We start from the raw sequence: 26,173 nt of genomic DNA on the forward strand, positions 1-26,173 counted from the left end.
CCCTTTTATCTTTTATCAATTTTCCTTGCCAGCCACAAACCGAACCACTGCGCAATCTGCACAAAAATAATAATAACGACAATTGCAGTGTACATAATATCTGTTTCATACCGCTGATAGCCGTAACGGATGGCGAAATCACCGATTCCTCCGCCTCCAACGACACCCATAATAGTCGAGTACGAGATAAAACTTACGAATGCAGTGGAGAAACCGATAATTAAAGAGCTTCTCGCCTCGACGAATAGAAAGCGGTAAACCAGCTGCGGTATTGAAGCACCGAGTGCCTGAGCTGTTTCAACAACACCTTTTGGCACATCTAAGAGAGACTGCTGCACAAAACGCGCGTACAGTGCAATCGCAATAACCATCAGCGGAAACGATGCAGCAACGGGATCTCCGGTAGCCCGGCCGTATACTTCCCTTATCAGCGGCTGCATCGCAATAACAAGCAGCAGAAAAGGAAATGAACGGACGATATTTACCACAACGTTCGCCGTATGGTATATAAATTTGTTCTGTAACGGTTTATCTTCATCGGTTAAGTAAAGCAGGGTTCCGAGCGGCAGTCCGAGAACAATAGCCGCAGCCATCGCAAAACCCATCATAATCCCTGTTTCATTTAAACTCGTCAGGAGATTCGGCCAGTATTCAGCAACACGTTCAAAGTAGACAGTAATCATCTCACTCATTTTTTAACACCTCTACTATACGGTCGTAATACGAGGCATCGGAAAGTACATGAGAGGTCTGTTTTATATCGATCGTATCGATAATATTTCCTTCTTCAAGCACGAGTGTCCGGTCGCATAATTGTTTAATCACATTTAATTCATGGGTCACGACGACGATAGTCATGCCGTATACTTCATGTGCCCTTCTCAGTACACTGACAATTTCGTCAGTAGTTTTTTCATCCAGGGCGCTGGTCGGTTCATCGCAGAGCAGTATTTTCGGATTAGTGATTAAAGCCCGGGCTATACCGACACGCTGTTTCTGACCGCCCGACAGCTGTCCCGGGTAGTTATCTTTTTTGCCGCTTAAACCGACGAAAGAAAGTACTTCTTCTATATCAAGAGCCGATTCAAACTTGTGAAGCTTTAAAGGCAGAGTAATGTTTTCGAGCACTGTTTTATTGTTCAGCAAATTGAATTGCTGAAAAATCATGCCGATTTTTTTACGGTATTTTCTTAACTGTTTTGGTGACAGGCTGCCGACATTATCACCGTCCACGGTCACTGTTCCCTCATCTGGTGTTTCAAGAGCATTAATCATCCGGAGCAGCGTCGACTTGCCGGATCCGCTTTCACCGATAATACCGAATTTTTCACTTTTTTTTATATGAACAGATATATCATTCAAGGCATTGAAAGGTCCATCACGGCCCTGATACTGTTTAACAACACCATTTAACTCAATCATTTAAAGCCTCCTTCACAAATTACAACTGCAGTAAACTGTTATAATATAGACAGATAACATATGTAACAGTTTCAAACTGTATCAGTCTGTTCTCATAAAATTGTAAACAATACTATATCAGTTGTAAAGGGGGAAAATAGAATGAAGGCAGCAATGCCCTTTCTGACATTTGAAGGACGTGCTTTTGAAGCACTGGAATACTATAAAGAGGTGTTCCATCAGTTTGATATCATTCAGCTGGTGAATTATCCTGATTCAAATAAAATACAGCAGGCCATTATACGTATAGGCAATATGCATCTGATGCTCCGTGATTCCGAGGTTCCATCGGAATTCACCTTTACACCGAGTATGTCTGTTTATATTGAGTGTGAAGATTTAAATGAAATAGAACTGCTGTACAGAAAACTTAAGAAAAATGGTGCTATTCATATTCCGCTTGATGATTATAATATGAGCAGGCGCTATGCGTGGATTCAGGACCAGTTTGGTGTTTCGTGGCAATTAAATTTAATTTAAACACAAAAAAGCCATTCCTCTCTCTTCAGGAATGGCATCTTATTTATATATTAACTATTACAGAGACAAAGCACTGATTAATTTGCTTAAAAATGGACGCTTAATTCTTTCGTCACTTTTCTTCTCTGTCAAAATCGAATTATTATACGCAATTTCTTTATACTCCTGCATACGAACTTCTGCTGTAAGTTTATCAGATATAATCATTTTCTTCCTCCTATTTGAAATTATATATTAGAGTATTTCTCTGTACCTCTTTTATGTAACTTAATAATACCATATATATCAAGGTTTCTCAAAGTTTATGTGATGGTTTTATCAAAGTAAATGTATTATTAATTTTTAGTTAATTCATTTATATTTTATAATATTTGTAATATAATTTCTTAAGTATTTATACATTTATTAAATTATTCATCTTTTCGTATATTAACCCGTCTTGTTATCGTTTTCATTCAGAAATTATGTATTGAATCGCTTTCAGAAAAAGTGTAAAAAAACAAAAAAGAGCGAAATAATCGCTCTTTTTTCATTTATATTACTTATGTTTATTTTTTAATATTGCAACATTCAGCACGTGAGGCACCTTATGTTTTTTCTCATCATCCATTGTATCAAGCAGTTCTGCTATCTTTTCCATTGCCTTGTCCATGCGTTTCTGTTTAAAGCTGACAAGCCATGATGAAGTACCAAGTCTGCCGAGCCATTCCTGGTCTGTAAACTTAACTTTATATTCGTGTTTGAAAAATTCTTCAAGATCCAGTTTTTCATGACGCCAGTCACTGAACCATTCAACAGGGAAACCATTAATCATCTGAATTGAGTCTTCTTTGGAACCGGCTGGTTTCAGTTCTTCGTGCTTGGAACTTTTCTTAATAATTTTCATGGATTCTTTCATCATCTTATTGGCCACTTTGAAGCCGATATCCGCCACAATTAAAATGCCGTCGGGTTTTAAAATGCGTCTGACTTCTTTGGCTGCTTTGTCGCTGTCAAACCACTGCCATGCTCTCATCACAAAAACAATGTCATACGTATCATCATCGAGACCTGTTTTCTCCGCAGTGCCTTTTGTAAAATTGATTCTGTCATCTTTGCCGACATATTTCTTGCCGATTTCTATAAACTCTTCCGATGGTTCAACCGCATCTACAATCGCTCCGTAGCCGCTCAACGCTTTACTGAGGAAGCCGGGGCCGGCTCCGATATCTGCAACTTTGCTTCCCGATAATTCAATATTTCTTTTAGCCAGTTCTTCAAAAAATACACTCGGAATATCATTTCTGTGTTTAAAATACTCCTCGGCATAATTATGAAATTTTGTCTTCATAATAAGTTTCCCTCCACTAATACTGATTACTTTATATTATCAAGGTATTTTACTCACATGTCCACCTTAAGGTTTGTTAAGATTTAAAGATACAGTTATTTTCATAAGGAGGATAATTATGACGCGTGTTTTAGTTTCTATCGTTATTATGGCGTTATGCTTTTTGGGAATCCACTGGATTATTGAAACTTTCTTACCATCCATTCCTGATACGTATGCGCTGCCGATTTCCGTATTACTAGGTGCAACAATAGGTTTCTTTGTTTATATTCAGATTGATAATCGTATCGGATAAATCTTTTTAGTGAAATTATATTTAATATAGGGTATAATAGTTAAATTGATTTCAAGGTAAAGGGGAAAATAAATGTCTGAAACATCTCAAAAAAAACCGGATTACAAATTAATTATCATCTTATTATCCGGTGCTTTCATCTCGTTCTTATCGAACACTTTTTTAAACGTCGCACTTCCTGCAATCAAAAATGATTTCGGGATTTCAACTTCAGCTGTACAATGGGTTTCTACATCCTATATGCTGGTCTCCGGTATTATTATACCGACCACGGCGTATCTGATGCAGAAATTCAGCGCCAGAACATTGTTCTTAACCGCAATGTCGCTGTTTCTCCTCGGGACAATCGTCGCCGGATTCTCTCCTGCTTTTATCGTTCTTATTCTCGGCCGGATGATACAGGCTTCCGGTTCAGCAATGCTCATGCCGCTTTTAATGAATATTATGATCAGCAGTTTCCCGCCTGATAAACGCGGTACTGCGATGGGTCTATTCAGTTTAGTAATGTTCTTCGCCCCGGCAATCGGACCGACTGTATCGGGTATCGTAGTTGAAAATTACTCATGGCATGTTCTGTTCTACATGATGATTCCAGTGCTGATTATCGTACTCGTCGTCGGTTTCTGGCAGCTGCCGGAAATTCAGCAGAAACGCGAAGCCCATATAGATATTATGTCTATCATTCTGTCAACTATCGGTTTCGGGGGCGTGCTTTACGGGTTAAGCTCTGCAGGAGAAAACGGTCTCGCCAGTTCGAGCGTTTTAATTCCTCTGCTCCTAGGTATTGCCGGCATTACGCTCTATGTAATCAGACAGTTTAAATTAGAGTTTCCAATGCTGGACTTCAGAGTATACAAGTATCCAATGTATACTATCGCTTCGCTGATTATCGGCGCAGCAAACATGGCTCTATTTGCCGGAATGATCTTAATTCCTATTTTCATGCAGGATATTCAAGGATTAAGTCCGCTCGACACCGGTCTTTTAATGCTTCCGGGAGCTTTGATTATGGGATTCATGAGTCCTGTGTCAGGTAAATTGTTTGATATGTACGGTCCAAAAACAATGGCAATTACCGGCCTTGCTTTGGCTGTTGTCACAACTTTCTTTTTGAGCCGTCTCGAAATAGATACATCATTTACGTATTTATTAACGATCTATATGATTCGTGCACTTGGTATGACAATGGTCAACACACCTGTCATGACCAACGGTATGAACTCGCTGCCGGCGCATCTGACTCCGCACGGTTCATCACTCAACAGCATGCTGAACCAGGTCAGCGGTTCAATTGGTATCGCGCTTCTGATAACAGTAATGCAGACATACACAAATATTACTGTAAACAAGATGGATAGCCCGACAGAAGCGATGATTAACCAGGCGACACTGGAAGGCATCAACCTTGCCTTTCTCGTCGGCACAGGCTTCTTATTCCTCGCACTTGTCGCTGCCTTCTTCCTGAAGCAGTCAAGTTCAGCGGATACAATCGGCAAATCGATTGCCAGAGCACGCCCTATAAATGAAGACAAGAAAAAAATCAGCAGAGATTAATCTCTGCTGATTTTTTTGTCTTTTTATTTTGCGTTAAGCTCGATAATTCTTATAATTGTCTTCGCTGATTTTTCCATATCATCAATAGATGCAAATTCAAATTTGCCGTGGAAGTTTTCTCCGCCTGTAAAAATATTTGGTGCCGGCAATCCTTTATAAGACAGCTGCGAACCATCTGTACCGCCGCGAACCGGCTCAATAACAGGTTCAATATCTAAAGATTTCATGGCTTCTTCAGCCAGGCTTACAATTGTCATATCTTCTTCGATAACTTCTTTCATATTGTAATACTGATCTTTCAGTTCCAGTTCTATTTTTGCTTCCGGATACTTTTCCCGGAATTCATCTATTTTCTGTTCCACTGTTTCTTTGCGTTCTTTAAATGTTGATGTATCAAAATCCCGGATAATCATACTGAATTCCGCTGTTTCTACGTCACCGCTGAAGTTTAATATGTGATTGAACCCCTCATAGCCTTCAGTCTTTTCAGGTGTATCAGCAGCATCAAAAGAACTAATTATATCCGCAGCAATACGGACAGCATTCACCATTTTATTTTTCGCCGTTCCTGGATGAACACTGTTTCCAATTACTTTTACTGCTGCTCCTGCGGCATTAAAACTTTCGTACTGCAGCTCACCGACCGGGCCGCCGTCGACAGTATATGCAAAATCAGCATCGAATTTTTCAACGTCGAAGTCATGCGGTCCTCTGCCGATTTCTTCATCAGGTGTAAATCCGACTTTTACTGTTCCATGTTTTATTTCCGGATGACCGATTAAGTATTCCACAGCTGTTATTATTTCTGCGATACCCGCCTTATTATCGGCACCGAGCAGAGTTGTACCATCTGTAGTCATCAATGTATGTCCCTGATAATTATTTAAATTCGGAAATTGTTCCGGTGTCAGTACAACATTAAGCGCTTCGTTTAAAACAACACTGCCGCCTTCATATTTTACGAGCTGCGGTTTAACATTTGTTCCCGTAAAATCTGTTGCGGTGTCTACATGCGCTAAAAAACCGATTGTTTTTTTATTTTCAGCATTTGCAGGCAGTGTTGCAAAAAGATATCCTTTATCATCTAAATTAACATCGCTCATGCCGATTGCATTAAGTTCTGTCTCGAGTTCTCTCAGCAGATTCCACTGTTTGTCAGTTGATGGTACTGTACCGCTTGATGCATCGGACTGTGTATCAATTTTTGCGTACCTTGATAAGCGTTCGATTAATTCTTCTTTCACTATCTTCATCCCCTCTTCTTATATTTTATTAATATCATCATAACCGTAAAATGATTCCTCTATGGATATACCGTCTATTGTAATCGTTTCTTTTCCAAGGTAATATCCGCCCATATGCCTGTAAAAATTCACTGCAGGATTTTCCGACAGGACTGCAACAACCATTTTTTTGTAGCCGCGTGCTGCGAGATTTTGTACTGTGTGTTCGAACAAAGCACGCCCTATCCCTCGTCCGTGTACGTGCTCATAAGAGTAGATCGCGTATAATTCGCCGTCGAAGCCCGGATATGTATCCTTGTCTCTGTTTTCACCGCCAATTGCAAAACCGACAATTTCATCATCCAGTTTAGCGACGTAGAGCGGCTGATTTACGGCAGCCTGTTTCCAGATTTTCTCTCTCTTCTTTACATCGAGACTGTCGAGGTAGCTTTTTGGCACTATACCCGGATAAGTAGTATTCCAGCTTTCAACCTGAACTTTCGCAATACCTGCCGCATCTTCCGGCACTGCCAGACGAATTATCATACATTCATCTCCTTATTTAAGAAATATCTGTTTTCAATCTTTCAGAGCGTTCATATCTTTCAAGACTCAGTTCAATCAGCCTGTCCAGTGTTTCGCTGTAGGGAATCCCTGAAGCTTCGAGCAGCTTCGGATACATGCTGATGCTTGTAAAACCGGGCAGTGTATTGACTTCATTAACGATAACCTCTCCATCCGGAGTTAAAAACACATCCACCCTAGCCATACCTTCACAGTCAAGTACCTTGAAAGTATCGTATGCAATCTGCTGAATCCGCTGCATTTCTTCTTCTTCCAGCTGCGCCGGGATATTTAAAAGCGCTCCGTTTTCATCCAGATATTTTGAACTGTATGAATAAAAGTCTGTCTGCGACACAATCTCACCGGGAACCGAGACGAACAGTTCTTCATTACCGAGAACAGACACTTCGATTTCACGTCCTTCGATGCCGCTTTCAATCATTACTTTCGTATCGAATGAGAACGCCGAATCCAGCGCTTTATAAAATGACGGTTCATCCGAAACTTTTGACACGCCGACTGATGATCCCTGGTTGACCGGCTTGACAAACATCGGCACACCGAGCTGCTCACGTGCCTGCTCATATGTATGTCCGTCTTTTTCATAGTAGTTCAGTACAATTGACGGTGCGACTTTAATCCCTTTTAGTTCAAGGAGTCTTTTCGTCATATCTTTGTCCATACATACTGCTGAACTGCGGACACTGCATCCTGCATACGGAAGCTCAGCAAGTTCGAGAAGTCCCTGGATGCTGCCGTCTTCACCTGCTGTGCCGTGCAGAATCGGCAGTACTGCATCGAGTTCAATCCGTTGGCCGTCAGCTGTCAATCCCTCGGACGGTATAACTGATATTTTCTTACTATTTGCATTATCGAGCGGTTTTATTTTTTTATTATCAGCTGCCAGGAGCCATTCACCCTGTTTGGTAATATTAATCAGACTGATATTATATTTTTCTTTATTCAGCGCTTCAAATACACTTTTCGCAGAACGCACTGATACTTCGTGTTCTGTCGATTTACCGCCGTATATAATACCAACGTTTATTCTCTTCATATGTAAGCCCCTCAAATCTGTTTATTCTGTACACTTGATTTTACACCAATTTGCTTTAGAAGTTAATTTTTTATAACATTGTTTTTTTATTTACCGCGACCTTTAAAAATTTAATAGTGGTATAATTTAATTGTTTATATTACATAAAAAAGGATGGGGCATGGTGAAGAAATTTTTATCTTATTACGCACCTTATAAAGTCTTATTCACAGTTGATTTTCTATCTGCTGTTATCGTCGGTTTGCTGGAACTCGCATTTCCTGTAATCGTCAGCATGTTCATAGACGAACTGCTGCCTACCGGCAACTGGCAGTGGATATTAATCGCTGCTTTGGGATTAGTGCTTATTTATCTGTTTAACACATTGATGCAGTTTATCGTAACATACTGGGGACATATGCTCGGAACCAATATCGAGCGTGATATCCGGAATGATTTGTATGGACATATACAAAAGTTATCGTTTAGATTTTTTGATAATACAAAGACCGGGAAACTGTTAACACGCTTAACAAATGATCTGATGAACATCGGGGAAATGGCGCACCACGGACCTGAAGATTTATTTATTGCGGTTATGACGCTGCTCGGCGCTTTCGGAATTATGTACTACATCCATCCCGAACTCGCAATTATCGCATTTATTATTGTTCCGTTAATTTTAGTTATCGCAATTTACTTTAACAAAAAAATGACTGTCGCCTTCCGTGAGCTGTTTGGCCGCGTATCCGAGTTCAATCACTTAATCGGTGATAAAATCGGCGGCATCCGCTTGGTTCAGGCTTTTGCAAATGAAGATCAGGAACTTGAAGAATTTAAAAAAATCAACGACCGCTTCAGAGCCACTAAGTTAAAGGCCTACAAAATTATGTCTTTCAACACATCCAGCACTTATATGCTGATGCGGCTGGTCACTGTTTTCATCCTTATCGCAGGTGCCTATTACGTTATGCGCGGAGAGCTGACTTACGGTGAATTCGCAGCATTTATTTTAATTTCGAATGTCCTGTTTAAACCACTCGAGAAAATTAATGCCGTCATTGAATTATATCCAAACGGTATTGCAGGCTTTAAACATTTTCTCGATACGATGGCGGTACAGCCCGATGTTAAGGAAAAAGAAGATGCGCTTGAACTGGCGAATGTGAAAGGTGATATTCAATACAGCAACGTGACTTTTAAATACGAAGAAAAAAATGTACTGACTGATATATCATTTAATATTTCTCCGGGTGAAACGATTGCTTTTGTCGGCCCTTCCGGAGCCGGAAAAACTACCTTGTGCTCGCTGCTTCCCCGTTTCTATGATGTGTCGGAAGGCAGCATTCAGATTGACGGCACGGATATTAGAGATTTAACGCTGTCCTCACTCCGGGAAAATATCGGCACAGTGCAGCAGGATGTATTCTTATTTGCAGGCACACTGAAAGAAAACGTCGCTTACGGCAAACCCGATGCAACAGACGAGGAAGTCTACGATGCACTTCGAAAAGCACAGCTGAAAGAACTTGTCGACAGTTACAGGGACGGACTTGAAACAATCGTCGGCGAGCGCGGCGTTAAACTGTCAGGCGGGCAGAAACAGCGTATTGCGATTGCACGCATGTTCTTAAAGAACCCGCCTATTTTAATTCTTGATGAAGCGACCAGCGCACTTGATACAGCGACGGAAATGTATATTCAGGATGCACTGAACCGTCTTGCCGAAGGACGTACAACACTCGTTATCGCCCATCGTCTCGCAACAATTAAAAATGCGGACCGTATTATGGTCGTAACAAAAGACGGCATCGCCGAAAGCGGCACCCATGAAGAGCTCCTGTCACTCGACCGCGGTGTATATAAAGGACTTCATCAGGCTCAGTTCAGCCAAATATAAATTGACAAAAGAATTCTTAATTGTTAGACTAATTAACATTATTAAAACTTTAATTGATGAGAGTGATTTTTATGTTATCCGAAATAAAAATATCACAATTAAATAAAGACTTTTTCAGCTATTTTAGATAGCGTCTGTATTCCATCGTGGATGCAGGCGAAACCTGATCTATGATGGCTGAATTAATGATGCAGAAAACCAGCCATTAGAAAAAATCTGATTGGCTGGTTTTTTATATTTACTTTTACCAGGCCAATTGGACTTCTGTTAACAGAAGCCAATCTGGTCTTTTTTAATATTGAAAATAAGGAGTGTTTCAAATGAAAATTGGTTATCAGGGCGTAGAAGGCAGCTACAGCACACTTGCATGCGCAGCATATGCCGGAAGTGAAGAGTATACAGCGGAGGGTTATATGACGTTTAAACTGCTCGTTGAAGCACTTTTAAACGACGAAGTGGATTACATTGCGCTGCCTGTTGAAAACTCAACAAGCGGACCGATTACAAGAACAATAGATCTGATGAAATATCTGGATGTAAAGGCAGTTAAAGAAGTATATGTGAAAATAGACCATGCACTTATTTCCAAAAATCCAATTACCCTCGATAAAATAACTGAGGTATACTCTCATCCGGAAGCATTGGAACAGTGCTACACATATTTAAGCCGGTACCCAAATATTGAAGTGAAGGAATTCAGCGATACAGCAGGTGCTGTACATATGGTTAAAGAATCAGAGGACGAAACAATTGCAAGTATTGCGGGCAGCCATGCCGCTGAAATGTACGGCATGAATATCGTCCGTGAAAATATTAGTGATAATCCGCTTAATACGACGCGCTTTTTAATATTCACAAAAGAACTGAGCGAAAAAATTCTGCATGAAAAAACATCACTGTACATAGAATCCGATCACAGCACCGGTTCTTTAAGCGGTATTTTGGATATTTTTAAAACATATAATATTAACCTGCTCTATTTAATGAGCAGACCGATACAAAACAAACCATTCTCCTACGGTTTCTTTATCGATATAGAAAACGATGTAGACCGTCCGAATTTCGATGCTGCGCTCTCTGTGCTGACAAAAGAAACGTCGTATATTAATATTCTCGGCAGTTATGATAAAGGGCTCATTCCGGAGTATGAAGGAGTGATTCAGAATGAAGAACATACTGACAGGTAAAAACCATTTATTTACAAGAATCGCAATTGCTTTTGGTCTCGGTATACTGCTTGGTATTTTCCTGCCTGAGTTTTCGATAAAAATTAAATTTATCGGCGGTATTTATTTAAATATTATTCAGGCAATGATTATTCCTATTATTTTTGTTGCGGTTTCTACAGGTATTATTAATATCGGCAGCGGTAAAGATCTGGGAAGAATCGGCTTTAAAAGTGTTTCTGTATTCGTAGTAATGTTCGTTGCTACAGCAGCGATCGGACTTCTGATTTCATATATTGTCAGACCCGGGAAACACATTAATATCGGCACAAGCGGCTATGACGGAGAAGTTACTTCTCCTTCTGTTGAAGATTTCTTTATGAATATTATTCCCGATAATCTTTTTATGGCTCTGACTGAAGGTGACATACTTGCGACTATTATTTTCACTGTTATTTTTTCTATAGCTATTGTCGCAGTCGGTAAAGAAGCAGAACCTGTAAAAAACTTCATTAACAGTCTTTCGACAGTGATATTTAAAGTGCTCAATTACATTATGGAGCTGACGCCAATCGGGATTATTTCACTAATGGCTTTTGCCGTGGCAGAATACGGAGCGGGCATCTTCTCTGCTCTTGGGCTTTACATCGTGACTGCATATGCAGCATGTATTATCGCCTTCGTTCTTGTAATGCTGGTGCCGATTTGGATATACACCGGACTGACACCTGTACAATTCCTTAAAGGCATTTATAAGGTCTGGCTCGTTTCTCTGGCCACAACCAGTTCTGCTGTTACGATGCCTACTACTATCAGAGTGACAAAAAAGGATTTTAAAGTCAGCGAATCGATAACAAATTTTGTAGTGCCTCTGGGAACAACGATAAATATGGCGGGCGGAGCAATATCTTTCAGTCTGCTCGCTGTTTTTGTCTCCGACTTTTACAATATTCCATTAGGTGTCGGCCAGATTGTTTACCTTGTCATCATCGCCACAGTAATTAATATGGCGGCACCGGGTATTCCAGGCGGCGGGATTGTCCTTGGCGCATCGTTCCTGACCTTGCTCGGTCTTCCGATTGAACTTATGGGCCCTATCGCTGCGATATACAGAATCCTCGATATGGCCTACACTACGATGAACATAACAGGAGATGCAGCAGCTGCTGTTTTGATAGATGAATCAGAAAGACGCCGGGATAATAAGAGAAACATTGCTGTAAAAGCTTAAACATTTCGTCCGGTCAATAAACCGATTCTCCAACAAAAAAACCATCCGGAACAACCTCGTTCCGGATGGTTTCATTTATTTATCCTCATTCTTTTGTACAAAAAAGCCATTCTCTTCATCCCACTCTGCGAAAAATACGTCTTCCAAATCCGTTCCGGTTTCTTTTTTGATGTTCTCTCTTAACCATGCTTCATCGCGATTAATGTTTTTAAGCCTCTGATGCTCGACCTTTCCTCCATCTATCAGGAGCTGCGGGAGTAGGTTTTCGCTGTATTTTTCCATCATTTCACCGCGTGTCGGCGCTTCTTCACGTGCATACTGCATGACTGAAAGCTCCCCGCTTTCTTCCAGTATCCCGTATTTTACCTGACTTAGAGAAAATACATCTTTCATTCTCAGAAGCATGCGGACTTCATCAACATCCATATTATTGTCATCCATCATCTTTCTGTTTAACTGACCTTCATTTATCAGCAGCTGGGGATCTCCTTGTGAAATACTTTTAAATCTCCGGCTTTTTAAAGCGAATTTTTCTAAAATAAATATAAGCAATGCCCAGAAAAATATAGAGAACAGCATCTCATAAACAGGCACAGTCGCATCGTACAGTGATTCTTCTATAATGCCTCCGAGTATCAGAGCATAAACGAAATCAAGCGGAGTAACTTGAGCCAGTTCCTTCTTCCCCATCAATCTGAGTACAATCATGACTCCTATTAAACCTAAAGTTAATTTCATTGCATACATCAGTATATCTTCCATTTTCCTACCTCGCTTCATTCTTAAATGCTAAAATATTTCCCTGCACTTATAGAAGTACCCCTGCTTATGTATTCAAAACAAAAAGAGACGGCTTCCTTTAGGAAACCGCCTCCTTTGTTCTGTATTCTATTATTTTGCTCCCGCTTTTGATTTCACGAGAATATCTCTTTCATCAATGTCATTGATTTTCTTTGCATTATCGTTCAGATAATACTTACCTTTAGTAATATAAGCAATAACGATTGTTAGTACCGCTGCCAGCAGTGCCGCAAAGAATGCTGCTGTACTTTGCATGAATGGACCCATGTAGCCAAGTGCTGCAATTGTTCCCAGCAGACTTGAAATAATCAGAGACCAGACACCCACTGGATTCCATTTATATAAATATTCCTGGCGTTCTTCATAGTAGCCGGGCCCAATTTTCATCATCCGTTTTACTACGAGGAAATCAGTAACCAAAATCGCTGCCCATGACATCAGAAAGACACCCTGGAATGTTAATGCTGCATCTAAATGATCGGTAATACCGCCGAGCATTAATACCATTGCTGCAACACCTGCAACCACGACCCAGAATCTGCGGCCTGGTTTAAAGTTTACAACGTTTTCAAAGAAGTTTGATAATGATAAAGAACTGCTGTAGATGTTAGTTACATTAATACGGACCTGTGTGAGCATTGTGAATAATGCACCGCCGATACCTAATAAGTGTACGATATATACACCCGGGTTCGGTTCATTTAAACGCACTCCAAACCATATACCAAGTCCGCCCATTACACCGTAACAGAAAATCTGCGGAATAAACCCGATTGCAACTGATCCGCCTTTAATGTGGCTCGGCTTTAAGAAACGTGCGTAGTCTGATGCTATAAGTGCAGTCAGTCCTATGATTCCGTGCTGCATACCAATACATAATAACAGTGCTGTTCCGCCGACCTGCATTCCTTCCGGCATATAAGTCCAGAATGCGCCGTCATATTGTGACGGTGTCATGAATGACACTACGATTGCTGTAATTAAAAACACAAAGAATATTGGCAATGACCATTTTTGTAATTTATCGAGCTGTTTAATTCCGAACCAGTTAAGTGGAATAACGAGTGTTCCAAATACGACTATGAGCAGCCATACAGGAATTACAGGGAAGAATTCGTGTACTGCAAACACGAGAATCATACCTTCAAGTGCACAGTACATAATAAAGTTAGAAGCATATATTAAAGATGTTAATGACGCACCTATGTAGCCGAAGCCTCCGCCCCGCGACATTAAGTTTACGTTCATTCCCGATCGTGCTGACAGGTAAACGATAACTGTACCCATGATACCTGCAACGATAATTGCGTATGCTGCTGATATCAGAGCATTAATTGCACCGAACTGCAGTGCCATAACACTCCCTATTTGGAAGTAGAATATTGCTGTAGCAATACCAAAAGTAATGTTGGTAATACTGAGCCATCCCATTTTACGTTCGTTATATGGAACTTTAGATAATGAGTGGTCACTCTCGGTCGTTTCAATCTGCTGATCTGCTGTTTCCTCAGACCTCATAATTATCCTCTCCAATCTTATGAAACTTTATATTAAGGCGACTTTTACACTATACACTCTTTTCGCGAAGAAATCAAGCTCTTATGTATATTTTTACACTATATAGTCGACATAATATGTATATTGACAATTAAAATGAAAGTATACCACTATATTCTTATTGAAATTTAATTTCAAAATGCATAATCTATTTGAAATAATGCACTAAAATTCATACAGTATATATACACAAAAACCCTTGCCGGAACTGGCTTTTCCCGGCAAGGTTCTTTCATGAAATTTATTTGTATTTCGCCCCTTCAGAGTAAGTATTTTGAGCATTCCATAATAAATATTCTTCCACACCATTATCTTTTAATGCTTCAATCTGGGCCTCCACTTCTGCCGCTCCGTAATTTATATAATTACCCGGTCCGAGATATGAAGCAGTAAAGTCCTGAATCCAAGGTCTCGATTTCGGCGGTTCTTCAAGCTTCCCAAGCACTTCATTTTCCACTTTCATATACTGGTTAACTACTTCGTACGGTTCTGTATCCGGCGTATCAAAGCCAAATGCACCTGCGCCCCAGTGCGACGGGTATATCATCGATGATATAATATCAACATTATCGGCAATTTGAGAGAAGTTCTGGCCAATCCCCGGCGCTTCCTGCTGGGTAGCTGCATAGCCGAAAACATCTACTGATACATCGACATCATAAGGTTTTAGCTGTTCATTCGCATAAGCGACGAAGTCCGTTACAGCATTTACTCTCTGCTGCACCTCATCAGCTTCGGTATCTGCATACTCTCCAAAATCATAAGTAAGTTCAGAAGATAGAGTTTCAAATGCTTCTGGGAACCTCACGTAGTCAAACTGAATTTCTTTAAATCCGAGCTTGGCTGCTTCTATGGCAATGTCCACATTATAATCCCAGACTTCCTTAACAAACGGATTGACAAAACTTTCTCCGCTCCCGTTCTGCCATACTGTTCCATCGCTGTTTTGATAAGATAAATCCGGACGTTCCGCAGCAAGTCTCGAATCTTTAAAGACAACAATACGCGCGATTGGATAAATCTCGTTATCTTCAAGTGTCTCCATCAATGCTTCCGGATTAACATAATCATACATGTGGGCCTGTGCAACTTCATTATCGACGTCGAGCGGCATCATAATATCGCCGATATCTTCTTTAACGTCGATAACCATAGAGTTTAATTCCGTATTATTGACGAGTTCTGTCAATTCCTGCATCCTCTCTCCGCCTGCGGAAAAAGCAGTGACAAATATACCTTTTACTCCTTCTTTTGGATAAGCAATATCAACACCGGACTGATGCTGAAATACAGGTGTTGTATCCTCATTAAGCGCATACAGAGGACCGTCATTTAAATCCAGCTCAGCAAGAGGCTTTTCTGTTTCTTCCGGTGCCGTGCTTTCACCTTCACTTTCCTCTGCAGCGTTTTCTGCCGCTGTCTCTTCTGCAGTTTCAGGCTCACCGCTGCCTGTCTCTCCTCTGATTGCCAGCGCAAGCAGTAAAAACAGTACTGCAAGAATTCCTCCGACCATAATTAAAAATTTTCTCGTGCTCATTCAGTCACCCCGCCTTCAGTATCGATTGTTTTCGGATCAATCAGTGTATAGCCTTTGTCTCTAAGACCGTTAACTATATCCCGAAGCGCCTCGCTGGTCCATGTACGGTCATGCATTAGCAAGTTTGCCCCATCGCCGAGCATCTCAGTATTTACCATAATATCCGCGAGCGCTCCCGCTTCCTGGTACTCAGGCTCCCAGTCAAAACCGTATGTCCAGTTCATAACTGTCATGTTTTCTTTTTCCGCTGTACTGATGGATGCTTCACTGTTGACCCCGAACGGAGCTCTGAAATATTTCGGCCGCTCCCCGACCGCTTCTTCAATCAGGTCGCTTGTATCGATTATTTCAAGTGCAGTATCTTCAGGAGTGATCTCCTGCATATTAAAATGGTTATAAGTATGATTGCCGATTTCAAAGCCCAGCTCATGAATTTCTTTCAGCTTTTCCTGTCCCTCTTCCGACTCGATAAACATGCCGTTAACAAAAAATATGGCAGGGGCATCGAGTTCTTTTAATGTATGAGCCATAGCTACTGCATTTTCATCCGGAGCATCGTCTATCGTAAGCAGTACCGCAGCCGGTTCAGCTTCCTCCGAAGACGGCACTATCGCAGACGTTTCCGGGTCTACCGTATACAGTTTTTGAGGTGTGCTCTCTTCTGTTTTTACGTCAGTTGTCCCAGTCTCTACCTGTGCTGATTTTTCACTGCCTGCCGTCTTTTCACCAAGTGCGTTCTTCATCTCATTACTGCCGTTTTGAAATGCCTGCAGCTGCTCGTTAATCGACTGATAGTATGCTGCGACTTCCCCGTGAACTTCATTAACTTCCGTGATGCCTTCATTCAATGTATTATAATCAGCATTCTCGCTTGCAAGAGATTCAAAAAAGGCAGTTTCTGTACTGCTGACATTTTCATAGCCCTCCCGCACATTCTTAATACTTTCACCAAGCTTCTCTACTGTTTCCGCTAACTGCTGGACTTGTTCTTCTTTCAGTTCTTCGCTTTCGCTGACATCGGCAGAACCGATATTTTCTGACATACTCTTCAGTTCCTCTTCAATCTCCGTGAGACCTGCTGCCAGTTCACTGCGCTGGTTTAGGTTTTCATAGAGCGGTGACTGGTCATTTTTAAAGTCAGACAGCTCTTCATCAGTCACCGAAGTATTAAACAAAGCGGACATTTCCGCTTCACGGTCAATAATGTTCTGAATGGTGTCGGTCAGTGCCGGCACAGTATTTTCTTCAATAGTTTCAATGTTTGATAAGACTTTATTTTCCGGACTACCGCAGGCACCAAGTATGACCGCAGCTGCAGTAAACAGCATAACTATTATGTATTTCCTCATCGATAACACCCGCTTTCCAAATTTACTTAATAAAATATTCCTCCAATATAAAAAAGGGCAGCTCCATATAATGAAGTTACCCTCTTAAATATAAAAAATGCATATTTTACACTTATTTCACTTGGAATCCGGATCAATACTTACACTGCAGTACATCCCCGCAATGAATAATATCAACACTGCCAGGTACACGATAAAGTTATACTCCACAGGAATAAGAGTACCCACGCTGAACATCAGCAGAGTCGCTGTTAAAAATAAGAGAATGGCTGCTTTTTTCATTTACTTCTCATCCTCTGTAATCCATACGGTCTTCTCTTCAAAAGGAATTCGTTTAGGTTCCGGGTTTTTCTTCATATCCGATTCCCCGACGAAAATAACACCTAAAATTTCTTCCTCATCCGTCAGTTTAAAGTAATTTTTAACGGGAGCGGCATAATATGCCGGACCGCTCTTCCAGATTGCACCGAGGCCAAGACCGTGTGCTTCAAGAAGAATGTTCTGGACTGCAGCGGAAACCGCCGACACATCTTCAATGTAAATTGCTTTTTTACTGTCCTGTTTTGGACTCAGTGCAACGACAATTGCCGTGGGTGCAATAAGCGGCTTCCCGCTGATTTTTTTAATGCGTTTCTGTCCCGCTTCGCTTGCAGGATCATCCACCCGCGTTTTTGCCCATTCAGCAAGCACACGCGAGAGGGGAAGCCGTCCGTCTCCCTGCAGCACAAAAAACTTCCACGGCTCGGTATGATGATGGTTAGGAGCCATAATCGCCGCCTGGAGCAGCTGTTCAACAACCTCTTTACTAACCGGTTCAATATCCTTAAATATTTTTATACTCCGCCTCGTTTGTATCGCATCTGTAATATTCATTATTTTTCTTCCTCCGCACTTTTCAGACGTTCTTCGATCCAGCTGATGACAGTATTGAAAATTTCTGTCTTCATAGTAAATTCGTTAAATATTTCATGCTCGAGTTCAGGGTAAATGATTAATTGTTTATCTTCTGAAGATATTTCATCATGAAATTCCACTGAATCCTGAACAGCTACAAGCCCATCGTTCTCTCCGTGAAGAATAAGCACTGGATCTTTAAAATCTCGAGCTTCAAGTTTTAAATACTCGATACCTTTTTCAAGCGTCCGGATCAGTCCGACAGATATCTCCTTTTTATTCAGCGCATCCTCAACGTAATGTTTAAGAACAATTTCTGTACTGCATAGTCCTTCGCCCAGTTCATTTTTAATATAATCGTTGCTGTCGAGCCCGACAGGAATGCCCGCAAACAATTCGTGGTTATAGCGTGTCAGCGCGCCGGATGTAACATACCCGTCAATTTTTCGCGGATACTTGGTGCCGTATAGAGCAGCTGTATAGCCCCCCATGCTGTGGCCGATAACGAAAACCTGCTGCTGCGGCAGAAGCTTTCTTGTATAGAGTACTATAGCACCGAGATCATCTGTAATCTCATCAACTTTTGAATAAAAAGTATTTTCGCCGGAAGAATGACCGTGTCCGCGCTGATCATAGCGGATGACATTGAATCCTTTTTGCATCAGCACACTTGCGATATCATCATATCTTCCCAAATGTTCCGCAAGACCATGGACAATAATGATTGTCGCCTTCGCTGTTTCAGGCACTTCTGTCGTCTGTACTTTCGCATAAAGCAGCGTTCCGTCTTTCGACTCAATGTACTTTACAAATGACATAATCATCTCTCCAATCTCTGTTACTTGAAATTATAACCTTTCCGCCGGGAAATTGCATATCTTAAAAGGTTAATATATTATTGATGGTAATACTAATTATAAAGGTGCTATTATGTCCAGTCAGAAAAAATATATACTCTCATTTACATGCGGCTTTCTCTTATATCTAATTATGTTTGTCGCATTAATTTACTTTAATTTCATTTATTATACGACCGGTTTTTTTGCTTTCGTTATTTTTGCCTTCGTCGCATCAGTAGTGTTCAGAATGCTTGCACATAAATTTGCAAAAGAAGGTGACCGTCCGGATCTTTACTATATGATTTTTATCGGCAGCTTTGTTATTCCGACGCTGATACATATGGTTTTCTTTATATAAAATTTAACCAATTTAAAAATCGCACTTGTTCTCCCGGAGGAGTCAAGTGCGATTTTTTAAGCTTAAAGAGTTTCTATGCATTTACTTTTAATTTATTCGCAAACAATTCTAAAATAATCGCTACGACCAGAATAATAAGTGTAATCGCCCCGACTTCCTGCATATCATAGTAGAAGGTGCTCGCCATGAATAATTCGTAACCGATACCGCCTGCTCCGGCGGCTGCACCCATAGCAACTGCTACTCCGAAATTAATTTCAAAGCGCAGGAATGTCCACGAAATTAAAAAGCTTTTCGTCTGCGGCACGATGACCTGGAACAGAATATGAAAATAACTTGCGCCGGAAGCACGCAGCGCTTCAATTTTACCTTCGTCTACTTCTTCAAAAGCTTCCGAGTATGCTTTAACCAGATATGCAATGGAGTGGAAAATCATACCGATTACCGCTGCCACAGAGCCTAAGCCCGCTGCAATCGCAAATATTAAGACCCAGAGCACAGTCGGCACCGCACGAACGACAGTAATAAATGCTTTAATCGTGTTGCTGACCCACGGTTTTGACAGATTAACAGCTGTCCCAAATGCTAAAAACAGTGAAATTACTGCTCCTAAAATAGTCGATAAAAACGCAAGTGATAAAGTGATTGTCACTTGCCACAGCGCATTTGACCAGGTTGTGTTATTTAAACTCGGAGATAAAAACATCTGCCCGAGATTATCGAGTGTCATCGGAATGGCCTGTGTTAAATCCAGGCCTGCGTAATCCATAATAAAGAATCCGATAACCGTGAATATTGCTGAACCGATTAATAATCCCTTTAAAACTCTTTGTCCTCTGCTGGGTTTAGAGACCTTAATGCAGCCATTTTTATTACGTTCAACAAGAGCAGTCATTATAAAATCTCCCTTCTGATGATGTTTGATATTGCTTCAATCACAAGGACCGCGAGGACGATTGCCAATGTAATCAGTGATACCATTTCATAATTCAGCTGTTTATAATACAGATCGAATAAGTAGCCGATACCCGTTCCTGTTAAAAGTCCGACGAGCGTCGCACTGCGTATATTCGTTTCAATCATAAATAAAATCCAGCTGAACATCTGCGGCATGCTACCCGGCAGTACCGCTTTAAATATCGTATGCCAGTATGTAGCTCCTGTTGCTTTCAATGCTTCCACGGAATCTTTGCTGTCTTCATCGATTGTTTCTACAAAAGCTCTGACTAAAAATCCGAATGAACCGAAAAATAAGGCCAGGAATCCGGTCATTGAGTTCGTTCCAAAACTGATGACTAAAATTAATGCCCAGGCAACGACCGGAATATTACGTGATATTGAAGCAATTATTTTTGCTGCCAGCATTAACGGTTTGTTAATATAAGTCAATTTTGAGCCCATGAGAGCAAATACAACAGCAAATATTGCAGCTGTCGTTGTGGAAACAATTGAAATTAAAATTGTTTCCCATAAAAGACGCATTACACTGCCGAGATTTGCCAGTGTCGACGATGAAAACCATATGTTGCTGGCCATCCATGACGCTGCTGCAGGAATCGACAGCACGCCTTCTATATGATTATATTCGGTAATGTAGCTCGCGAGCATAATCAGTCCGACAATGACGACGACTGTCAGCAATAAATAAAGATTCTTCTTCTGAATAATATTTATTTCATTAACGTTTAACGTATTTGTTTTGCTCATCATTAATCACCTACTCCGTAATTAAGTCATCAAAATCCGTACCGTAAATCGACTGGATGACTTCTTTATCAATTTCAGCCGGATGGCCGTTAAAGACTACCTGACCGCTGTTTAAGCCGATAATACGGTCCGAGTAATTTTTAGCAACATCCACCTGATGCAGATTAACGATTACCGTAATGCCTTTTTCACTGCATATTTTTCTGAGATGATCCATAATTACTCTTGAAGAACTCGGATCCAGTGAAGCTATCGGCTCGTCACAGAGAATAATTTTAGGTTTTTGCACCAGGGCACGTGCGATACCGACACGCTGCTTCTGACCGCCAGACAGTTCATCACAGCGCTTGTAAATGTGGTCCTGAATACCCAGTTCCGTAATAATATCCAGGGCTTCCTCTTTCTCTGATTCTGTATACATTGAGAAAATGCCCTGCAGGCTGTTTTTATAACCTAAGGTGCCGTGCATCACATTTTCAAAGACCGACAAACGGTCGACCAGATTATAATGCTGGAAGATCATCCCAATATTCGTTCTCATATGTCTCAATTCTTTTCCTTTAACACTGGTAATGTTTTTGCCATCGAACGTAATCTTACCCGACGTCGGCTCTATCATGCGGTTTATCGAACGAAGTAACGTAGACTTCCCGGCACCAGACGGACCGATAATCGACAATAATTCACCCTGCTTAATATTGAAATTAATTTCTTTAAGCACCGACTTGCCTTTTGAGTATTCCTTATTCAGATTTTCAATCGACATGATTACAGGCATTTCTTTAAGCTCTTTTTTCGATGCGGTTTCGACTTCGTTACCTGTAACTTCTATATCTTCATCAAAAGAGATCAGTACTTCATCTGTTTCCTTCTTGTTAAAATCTGTTCTATTTTTTGTTACTTCTTTTGTTTTATGTTCCACCGCCATGGAAGATGCCTCCTAATTAAAAAGAGGGGAAATCCCCTCTCAGATGAATAAATTTTATATCGTTGGATGCCGGTTTAAATTTTCAATTTAGTTTCCTGAGTTGAGTTCTCTAATCGGGTTGAACCATTCATCTTCAACAACTACAAAACGCTCGTCCGCTGACTTGGTAAATAATCCGCCTTCTTCTGCATCTTCAGGAACGAAAATCTTTTCGTTATTTGCAACTTCATCAGAAGCAAGAACTTCCTGAATTTCATTGAATGTTTCTTCACCTAAAGTGCTTACGTTACCAATAAACGGTGCATTCAGTACCGGTGTTGCCGAGATGATTCCAAATTGCTCTCCAGCAAGATTGGAGAATGGGTCTGCTGCACCTTCAGATACTTCGTAAATCGCACCTGCTGTATTTTCTTCGCCTTCTGCAAGTTCTACGTAGTTCTCAACACAAGTGTCACAGAAAGCTGCAACATCTGCTCTCTCGTTAATTAAGTTGACTGCAGAACCCTGATGAGTGTTACCGAACATTACCTGCTCAAAGAAACGTCCGCTTTCAGCTAAATCTTCTTCTGTTAAGTCTGCATATTCTTCAGTTTCAGTAAATTCATTTAAAATCGTTGACGTTGGTACTCTGAAACCTGATGTTGATGAAGTTGAGACAAATGAAAAGTTGCTTCCCGGGAATTCTTCAATTGAGTATTCGCCTTCGCCTGTTTCATACTTTTCCATGTTATCGACTTTAGTAGCGAACCAGCTGTAGTATAAAGCATCTTCTTCAGTTCCTGACGGTCCTGACGGCACCGCCAATGGTTCGATATTGTCATTGCGTTCCTTAGCCTGTATGTATCCTTCTGCACCTGTAAATGCGAGGTCTGCATTATCATTAACAATGCTCTCGATGGCTATTGCATAGTCTGTAGTCAGTTCATGTTCTACTTCTCTGCCTGTCGCTTCTTCTAAAATCGCTCCAATTTCTTCGCGTGCATCAGCAAGTTCATTGCCGGATTCGTTTGGATACCAGACGACACTTAGAGGCTCATCACTGCCCGAAGCAGCATCTGCAGAACCGTCTTCTGTCTGTGTATCTCCTTCTCCGCCGCATGCTGCAAGCGCTAAGACAAAAGCTGAACCAAGAAAAACATTCATTAACTTTTTCATTTTCAAACTCCCTTAAGTTTTATTTACATGATTAATTTAAAATGATTTTAGAAGGCAAGTAAATGCACTTTACGTCTATTTAACACATGTTTATACTATCTAAATAATTGGGTTGTTTCCTTTAATAATCCGCTGTCTATACCAATCTCAGCAGTTGCTCCGAAATCTCCGTGATAATCTGATCCTCCTGTAATGAACAGGTCATATTTCTCACACACAGCATCGATTTTTTCATAATCAGCGGGACCGTGATCCGGATGATATTTTTCTATTCCGTCGATTAGTTCATAGTTATCCTCAATCAGTTCATAACTGTGCAGCTGACCGGGATGAGCAATGACTGCGAGGCCCTTGTCCTGTTTAATTGCCTTCAGCGCTTCGATATAGTCGATATACTCGATATCTCCTGCAGCAGGACCGTTGTTCTTAAAGAGAGTCCGGTACTTGGTTGTATATTTCGGGCAAGTGTAATGGTCATCACATATTGCGTGCATAATATGCTGCTTATATATGATGCCGGCCGGTCCGACGCTTTTTTTCACTTCATCCATATCTACATCAATACCGTAATCTTCGATTTTTTTAATTTGTTCCAAAGAATGCTGATGACGCCTCGTTTGTAAAGGCTCCGTTAATTTTTTAATATTCGTTGCATCCAAATCATAGTTATATCCTAAAACGTGTACTTTTCTCCTGCGTTTAAAATCGTAAGCTGAGATTTCTATGCCCGGAATTAAGTCGATACCGAGACGTTTTGCATATGGTAACGCTTCATTGTATGTCAGATTTGTGTCGTGATCGACGAAGCTTAACATTTTAACATCTCTCTCTTTTGCCAGATCCAGTACTTTATTTACACTATCTTTACCATCGGAAAAGCTGCTGTGCACATGCAGATCTATTTTGTCCGTCATACCGCACGCTCCTCGAGCATTTTCGTATTCATGTCATATACTTTTGTGCATAAGCCGTCCATAAATTCCAGATCGTGAAAAATGCCGATCAAAGTTGTACCATTATCGATCAGTTTTGAGATTGTTTCTCTGACTTTCAGTTTCGATTTCTCATCAAGCGATGCTGTAGGCTCATCGAGCAGCAGAAGACGCGGATTTTTAACGACTGCACATGCGATATTTAAACGCAGTTTCTCCCCGCCGCTGAAAGTGTTTGGATAGTTATGCCACAGTGCTTTTGGAATATCGAAGTGTCTGAGTGTTTCTTCAGCTTTTACCGCGGCGCTGTCTTTATCGACGCCCATTTCAAGCATTGAATTAATAACAAGCTCAAGCGTTGTTGTACGCGGCATAACTTTTAAAAATTGAGATACATAGCCGATTTCTTTCGTGCGCAGTTTAATCAGTGCTCTGTCTGATATATTATGCAGATCGACGGAGCCGAAATTCTCGGAATCGTAATTCACAGTACCTGTCGTCGGTTTATAAGTGCCGTAAATACTTTTTAATATAGTCGATTTACCGCTGCCGCTTTCGCCGACAATACCGAGAAACTCGCCTTTTTCTACATCGAACGATACCCCGCTGACTGCTTCTCTTGTCTGATTCAGATGGTGAATGGTGAATGATTTGCTGAAATCATTTATTTTAATCATAGTTATCCTCCTAATCTATCCGGTAGTGGTACTGGCTGACAATTTTTCCGTTAACAATACATTCTGTAATAGTCGGATAATCGTCGAAAATTCTTATGACGTTTAAATCCGCTTTTTTACCTGGTGCAACCGAACCAATTTCATCGTCCATCTGCACTGCTTGGGCTGGATTCAGCGTAATTAGTTTGAAGCCGTCAACGAGCGGATAGCCTGCTTCTTTGTTTAACTTAAATACAGAGTGAAGCATGGCAGGCGGGTAATAGTCGCTGCAGAGAATGGATACGCACCCTTCCATGATTGCGTCTTTTGCGTTTAAATTACCCGAGTGCGAACCGCCGAGCATAATGTTAGGTGCTCCGGCGAGCGTATACATGCCCTTGCCGTGAGCGTATTTTGCAACTTCCATCGTGATTGGAAATTCGCTGATCGTCGTTGCCAGCGTTTCATTAAAATCAATTTTCTCTGTTGCATCATCGTCATGAGATGCCACTGCGATGCCTTTTGAACGTGCCAGTTCCGACATCGTTTCCATTTCTTCAACTGACAGTCTGTTCATTTCTTTTTTATTTTCAATCTGTTTATTAATTTCTTCATCAGAAAGATCCTGGTAGCCTTTCATCGTGTGACGGTACTTTTCAATATCGCGGTACTGTCCCTGACCGGGTGTGTGATCCATAAAACTCAAGAGATGGACACGCCCTTTTTCAATATGGTCTTTGATGGTGCTGACCATGCCGAGTGAATCCAGCTCAAAACGCGCATGCAGACGGTGACGGATTAAGTGTTTCTCAGAATGCGTGCGGTGGATTGCATGAATCAGTTTATCCACATTATCCGGCTGCCTGACCGGTTTGTGTCCGAATAAATCCTGTTTATATATCGATAAAGAATGAAACATTGTTGTAATGCCGTGCGAGCTTAAAATTCTTTCCGACTCTTTTATACCGATATTAAAATCCATTACTGTCGTTGGACGCGGTGCAATAATGCCTTCAATATAATCGGAATGAATATCGATAAATCCTGCAGTCACATAACCGCCTTTAGCATCGATAACTCTCTGATGACCTTCAGTATCCGCCTCTGCCATTGGGATAATTGTTTTAATTGTGTCACCTTCGACCACGACTGCATGATTTTCTAAAATTTCTGTCTCTGTTATGACGCTGCTGTTTATAATAATCAAAAATTGTCACCTC

General features: G+C 40.9%; 28 protein-coding genes. 7 read left to right on the forward strand and 21 right to left on the reverse strand.

Annotated features, from left to right (window positions below):
- Positions 1-5: 5 nt before the first annotated feature.
- Together IR135_RS08600 and IR135_RS08605 are read right to left on the reverse strand one after the other, a co-directional pair.
- Positions 6-692, reverse strand: coding sequence for a methionine ABC transporter permease (locus IR135_RS08600; RefSeq protein ID WP_135098596.1), 687 nt, complete (start codon positions 690-692; stop codon positions 6-8).
- Complete coding sequence (locus tag IR135_RS08605) at positions 685-1,422, reverse strand: methionine ABC transporter ATP-binding protein (RefSeq protein WP_135098597.1); 738 nt, start codon at positions 1,420-1,422, stop codon at positions 685-687. Before IR135_RS08605 ends, IR135_RS08600 begins: the two co-directional genes overlap by 8 nt.
- A 141-nt stretch (positions 1,423-1,563) precedes the next feature.
- Here IR135_RS08605 and IR135_RS08610 point away from each other — a divergent pair, with 141 nt between their 5' ends.
- Complete coding sequence (locus IR135_RS08610) at positions 1,564-1,941, forward strand: VOC family protein (protein WP_135098599.1); 378 nt, start codon at positions 1,564-1,566, stop codon at positions 1,939-1,941.
- 57 nt (positions 1,942-1,998) lie between these two features.
- Here the strand turns inward: IR135_RS08610 and IR135_RS08615 are convergent, their stop codons facing one another.
- Together IR135_RS08615 and IR135_RS08620 are read right to left on the reverse strand one after the other, a co-directional pair.
- The gene (locus IR135_RS08615) at positions 1,999-2,148 is read right to left on the reverse strand and encodes a hypothetical protein (RefSeq protein WP_167753400.1); all 150 of its coding nucleotides are present in this window, start codon (positions 2,146-2,148) and stop codon (positions 1,999-2,001) included.
- A gap of 331 nt (positions 2,149-2,479) precedes the next feature.
- Positions 2,480-3,271, reverse strand: a complete 792-nt coding sequence (locus IR135_RS08620) for a class I SAM-dependent methyltransferase (protein WP_135098601.1) — start codon at positions 3,269-3,271, stop codon at positions 2,480-2,482.
- A 118-nt stretch (positions 3,272-3,389) separates the two neighbouring features.
- Between IR135_RS08620 and IR135_RS08625 the strand changes: the two genes are divergently transcribed.
- Complete coding sequence (locus tag IR135_RS08625; protein ID WP_162842317.1) at positions 3,390-3,566, forward strand: hypothetical protein; 177 nt, start codon at positions 3,390-3,392, stop codon at positions 3,564-3,566.
- 72 nt (positions 3,567-3,638) lie between these two features.
- The gene (locus IR135_RS08630) at positions 3,639-5,120 is read left to right on the forward strand and encodes an MDR family MFS transporter (RefSeq protein WP_135098603.1); all 1,482 of its coding nucleotides are present in this window, start codon (positions 3,639-3,641) and stop codon (positions 5,118-5,120) included.
- 23 nt (positions 5,121-5,143) lie between these two features.
- On the opposite strand, the gene pepT is transcribed toward IR135_RS08630, so the two are convergent.
- The 3 genes from pepT to IR135_RS08645 are packed head-to-tail and all read right to left on the reverse strand — an operon-like array spanning position 5,144 to position 7,964.
- Complete coding sequence (pepT, locus tag IR135_RS08635) at positions 5,144-6,364, reverse strand: peptidase T (RefSeq protein WP_135098605.1); 1,221 nt, start codon at positions 6,362-6,364, stop codon at positions 5,144-5,146.
- 18 nt (positions 6,365-6,382) lie between these two features.
- Positions 6,383-6,889 (reverse strand): GNAT family N-acetyltransferase, encoded by a 507-nt coding sequence (locus IR135_RS08640; RefSeq protein ID WP_135098607.1) that lies wholly within the window; start codon positions 6,887-6,889, stop codon positions 6,383-6,385.
- Between the two features lie 16 nt (positions 6,890-6,905).
- Positions 6,906-7,964: a D-alanine--D-alanine ligase family protein gene (locus IR135_RS08645; RefSeq protein WP_135098609.1), complete on the reverse strand. Its 1,059-nt coding sequence runs from the start codon at positions 7,962-7,964 to the stop codon at positions 6,906-6,908.
- Positions 7,965-8,124: 160 nt separating this feature from the next.
- Here IR135_RS08645 and IR135_RS08650 point away from each other — a divergent pair, with 160 nt between their 5' ends.
- From IR135_RS08650 to IR135_RS08660, 3 genes are all read left to right on the forward strand, one after another.
- Positions 8,125-9,843 carry an ABC transporter ATP-binding protein gene (locus IR135_RS08650; RefSeq protein ID WP_135098611.1) on the forward strand — a complete coding sequence of 573 codons (1,719 nt, stop codon included), beginning with the start codon at positions 8,125-8,127 and terminating at the stop codon, positions 9,841-9,843.
- 320 nt (positions 9,844-10,163) lie between these two features.
- On the forward strand, positions 10,164-11,030 hold the full coding sequence (locus tag IR135_RS08655) for a prephenate dehydratase (RefSeq protein WP_135098613.1): 867 nt from the start codon (positions 10,164-10,166) through the stop codon (positions 11,028-11,030).
- Positions 11,008-12,240: a dicarboxylate/amino acid:cation symporter gene (locus IR135_RS08660; RefSeq protein WP_135098615.1), complete on the forward strand. Its 1,233-nt coding sequence runs from the start codon at positions 11,008-11,010 to the stop codon at positions 12,238-12,240. The genes IR135_RS08655 and IR135_RS08660 overlap by 23 nt, the downstream gene beginning before the upstream one ends.
- A 75-nt stretch (positions 12,241-12,315) precedes the next feature.
- On the opposite strand, the gene IR135_RS08665 is transcribed toward IR135_RS08660, so the two are convergent.
- The 7 genes from IR135_RS08665 to IR135_RS08695 form a co-directional block, all read right to left on the reverse strand.
- A complete protein-coding gene (locus IR135_RS08665) occupies positions 12,316-13,002 on the reverse strand; it encodes a DUF421 domain-containing protein (RefSeq protein ID WP_167753401.1) in 687 nt (228 codons plus the stop codon).
- Positions 13,003-13,131: 129 nt separating this feature from the next.
- Positions 13,132-14,559, reverse strand: coding sequence for a purine-cytosine permease family protein (locus IR135_RS08670; protein WP_135098619.1), 1,428 nt, complete (start codon positions 14,557-14,559; stop codon positions 13,132-13,134).
- Positions 14,560-14,839: 280 nt separating this feature from the next.
- On the reverse strand, positions 14,840-16,135 hold the full coding sequence (locus tag IR135_RS08675) for a putative glycoside hydrolase (RefSeq protein WP_228063472.1): 1,296 nt from the start codon (positions 16,133-16,135) through the stop codon (positions 14,840-14,842).
- On the reverse strand, positions 16,132-17,484 hold the full coding sequence (locus IR135_RS08680) for a polysaccharide deacetylase family protein (RefSeq protein ID WP_167753402.1): 1,353 nt from the start codon (positions 17,482-17,484) through the stop codon (positions 16,132-16,134). Before IR135_RS08680 ends, IR135_RS08675 begins: the two co-directional genes overlap by 4 nt.
- 117 nt (positions 17,485-17,601) lie before the next feature.
- The gene (locus tag IR135_RS08685) at positions 17,602-17,766 is read right to left on the reverse strand and encodes a hypothetical protein (RefSeq protein WP_162842315.1); all 165 of its coding nucleotides are present in this window, start codon (positions 17,764-17,766) and stop codon (positions 17,602-17,604) included.
- On the reverse strand, positions 17,767-18,357 hold the full coding sequence (locus tag IR135_RS08690; protein ID WP_135098621.1) for a nitroreductase: 591 nt from the start codon (positions 18,355-18,357) through the stop codon (positions 17,767-17,769). It lies immediately after the preceding gene.
- On the reverse strand, positions 18,357-19,196 hold the full coding sequence (locus tag IR135_RS08695) for an alpha/beta hydrolase (protein WP_135098623.1): 840 nt from the start codon (positions 19,194-19,196) through the stop codon (positions 18,357-18,359). Before IR135_RS08695 ends, IR135_RS08690 begins: the two co-directional genes overlap by 1 nt.
- Positions 19,197-19,308: 112 nt before the next feature.
- Between IR135_RS08695 and IR135_RS08700 the strand changes: the two genes are divergently transcribed.
- On the forward strand, positions 19,309-19,575 hold the full coding sequence (locus IR135_RS08700; RefSeq protein ID WP_115885366.1) for a hypothetical protein: 267 nt from the start codon (positions 19,309-19,311) through the stop codon (positions 19,573-19,575).
- 73 nt (positions 19,576-19,648) lie between these two features.
- Here IR135_RS08700 and IR135_RS08705 read toward each other — a convergent pair whose 3' ends face one another.
- The 7 genes from IR135_RS08705 to phnM form a co-directional block, all read right to left on the reverse strand.
- Positions 19,649-20,470 carry a PhnE/PtxC family ABC transporter permease gene (locus IR135_RS08705; protein ID WP_135098625.1) on the reverse strand — a complete coding sequence of 274 codons (822 nt, stop codon included), beginning with the start codon at positions 20,468-20,470 and terminating at the stop codon, positions 19,649-19,651.
- Positions 20,470-21,282 (reverse strand): PhnE/PtxC family ABC transporter permease, encoded by an 813-nt coding sequence (locus IR135_RS08710; RefSeq protein ID WP_135098726.1) that lies wholly within the window; start codon positions 21,280-21,282, stop codon positions 20,470-20,472. The genes IR135_RS08705 and IR135_RS08710 overlap by 1 nt, the downstream gene beginning before the upstream one ends.
- Positions 21,283-21,292: 10 nt before the next feature.
- On the reverse strand, positions 21,293-22,060 hold the full coding sequence (gene phnC / locus IR135_RS08715) for a phosphonate ABC transporter ATP-binding protein (protein WP_167753403.1): 768 nt from the start codon (positions 22,058-22,060) through the stop codon (positions 21,293-21,295).
- A gap of 237 nt (positions 22,061-22,297) precedes the next feature.
- Positions 22,298-23,365: a PhnD/SsuA/transferrin family substrate-binding protein gene (locus IR135_RS08720; RefSeq protein WP_135098629.1), complete on the reverse strand. Its 1,068-nt coding sequence runs from the start codon at positions 23,363-23,365 to the stop codon at positions 22,298-22,300.
- Between the two features lie 95 nt (positions 23,366-23,460).
- Positions 23,461-24,279, reverse strand: coding sequence for a PHP domain-containing protein (locus IR135_RS08725; protein ID WP_135098631.1), 819 nt, complete (start codon positions 24,277-24,279; stop codon positions 23,461-23,463).
- Entirely contained in the window at positions 24,276-24,980 is a 705-nt protein-coding gene (locus IR135_RS08730; RefSeq protein ID WP_209307410.1) for a phosphonate C-P lyase system protein PhnL, read from the reverse strand. The genes IR135_RS08725 and IR135_RS08730 overlap by 4 nt, the downstream gene beginning before the upstream one ends.
- 4 nt (positions 24,981-24,984) lie before the next feature.
- Positions 24,985-26,160 carry a phosphonate metabolism protein PhnM gene (gene phnM, locus IR135_RS08735; protein ID WP_135098635.1) on the reverse strand — a complete coding sequence of 392 codons (1,176 nt, stop codon included), beginning with the start codon at positions 26,158-26,160 and terminating at the stop codon, positions 24,985-24,987.
- Positions 26,161-26,173: the final 13 nt, after the last annotated feature.

This window comes from Jeotgalicoccus nanhaiensis (genome assembly GCF_015235105.1).
GTDB classification, from domain to species: domain Bacteria; phylum Bacillota; class Bacilli; order Staphylococcales; family Salinicoccaceae; genus Jeotgalicoccus; species Jeotgalicoccus nanhaiensis.

Bases quoted from the DNA above. Each gene is read 5' to 3' on its own strand.
- IR135_RS08675 (WP_228063472.1), bottom strand. From the start codon at position 16,135: ATGAGCACGAGAAAATTTTTAATTATGGTCGGAGGAATTCTTGCAGTA.
- IR135_RS08690 (WP_135098621.1), bottom strand. From the start codon at position 18,357: ATGAATATTACAGATGCGATACAAACGAGGCGGAGTATAAAAATATTT.
- IR135_RS08710 (WP_135098726.1), bottom strand. From the start codon at position 21,282: ATGAGCAAAACAAATACGTTAAACGTTAATGAAATAAATATTATTCAG.
- IR135_RS08670 (WP_135098619.1), bottom strand. From the start codon at position 14,559: ATGAGGTCTGAGGAAACAGCAGATCAGCAGATTGAAACGACCGAGAGT.
- IR135_RS08660 (WP_135098615.1), top strand. From the start codon at position 11,008: ATGAAGAACATACTGACAGGTAAAAACCATTTATTTACAAGAATCGCA.
- IR135_RS08610 (WP_135098599.1), top strand. From the start codon at position 1,564: ATGAAGGCAGCAATGCCCTTTCTGACATTTGAAGGACGTGCTTTTGAA.
- IR135_RS08665 (WP_167753401.1), bottom strand. From the start codon at position 13,002: ATGGAAGATATACTGATGTATGCAATGAAATTAACTTTAGGTTTAATA.
- IR135_RS08630 (WP_135098603.1), top strand. From the start codon at position 3,639: ATGTCTGAAACATCTCAAAAAAAACCGGATTACAAATTAATTATCATC.
- IR135_RS08685 (WP_162842315.1), bottom strand. From the start codon at position 17,766: ATGAAAAAAGCAGCCATTCTCTTATTTTTAACAGCGACTCTGCTGATG.
- IR135_RS08600 (WP_135098596.1), bottom strand. From the start codon at position 692: ATGAGTGAGATGATTACTGTCTACTTTGAACGTGTTGCTGAATACTGG.
- IR135_RS08700 (WP_115885366.1), top strand. From the start codon at position 19,309: ATGTCCAGTCAGAAAAAATATATACTCTCATTTACATGCGGCTTTCTC.
- IR135_RS08645 (WP_135098609.1), bottom strand. From the start codon at position 7,964: ATGAAGAGAATAAACGTTGGTATTATATACGGCGGTAAATCGACAGAA.
- IR135_RS08625 (WP_162842317.1), top strand. From the start codon at position 3,390: ATGACGCGTGTTTTAGTTTCTATCGTTATTATGGCGTTATGCTTTTTG.
- IR135_RS08680 (WP_167753402.1), bottom strand. From the start codon at position 17,484: ATGAGGAAATACATAATAGTTATGCTGTTTACTGCAGCTGCGGTCATA.
- IR135_RS08640 (WP_135098607.1), bottom strand. From the start codon at position 6,889: ATGATAATTCGTCTGGCAGTGCCGGAAGATGCGGCAGGTATTGCGAAA.
- IR135_RS08720 (WP_135098629.1), bottom strand. From the start codon at position 23,365: ATGAAAAAGTTAATGAATGTTTTTCTTGGTTCAGCTTTTGTCTTAGCG.
- IR135_RS08650 (WP_135098611.1), top strand. From the start codon at position 8,125: ATGGTGAAGAAATTTTTATCTTATTACGCACCTTATAAAGTCTTATTC.
- IR135_RS08655 (WP_135098613.1), top strand. From the start codon at position 10,164: ATGAAAATTGGTTATCAGGGCGTAGAAGGCAGCTACAGCACACTTGCA.
- IR135_RS08705 (WP_135098625.1), bottom strand. From the start codon at position 20,470: ATGACTGCTCTTGTTGAACGTAATAAAAATGGCTGCATTAAGGTCTCT.
- IR135_RS08605 (WP_135098597.1), bottom strand. From the start codon at position 1,422: ATGATTGAGTTAAATGGTGTTGTTAAACAGTATCAGGGCCGTGATGGA.
- IR135_RS08615 (WP_167753400.1), bottom strand. From the start codon at position 2,148: ATGATTATATCTGATAAACTTACAGCAGAAGTTCGTATGCAGGAGTAT.
- IR135_RS08620 (WP_135098601.1), bottom strand. From the start codon at position 3,271: ATGAAGACAAAATTTCATAATTATGCCGAGGAGTATTTTAAACACAGA.
- IR135_RS08695 (WP_135098623.1), bottom strand. From the start codon at position 19,196: ATGTCATTTGTAAAGTACATTGAGTCGAAAGACGGAACGCTGCTTTAT.
- IR135_RS08725 (WP_135098631.1), bottom strand. From the start codon at position 24,279: ATGACGGACAAAATAGATCTGCATGTGCACAGCAGCTTTTCCGATGGT.
- phnC (WP_167753403.1), bottom strand. From the start codon at position 22,060: ATGCCTGTAATCATGTCGATTGAAAATCTGAATAAGGAATACTCAAAA.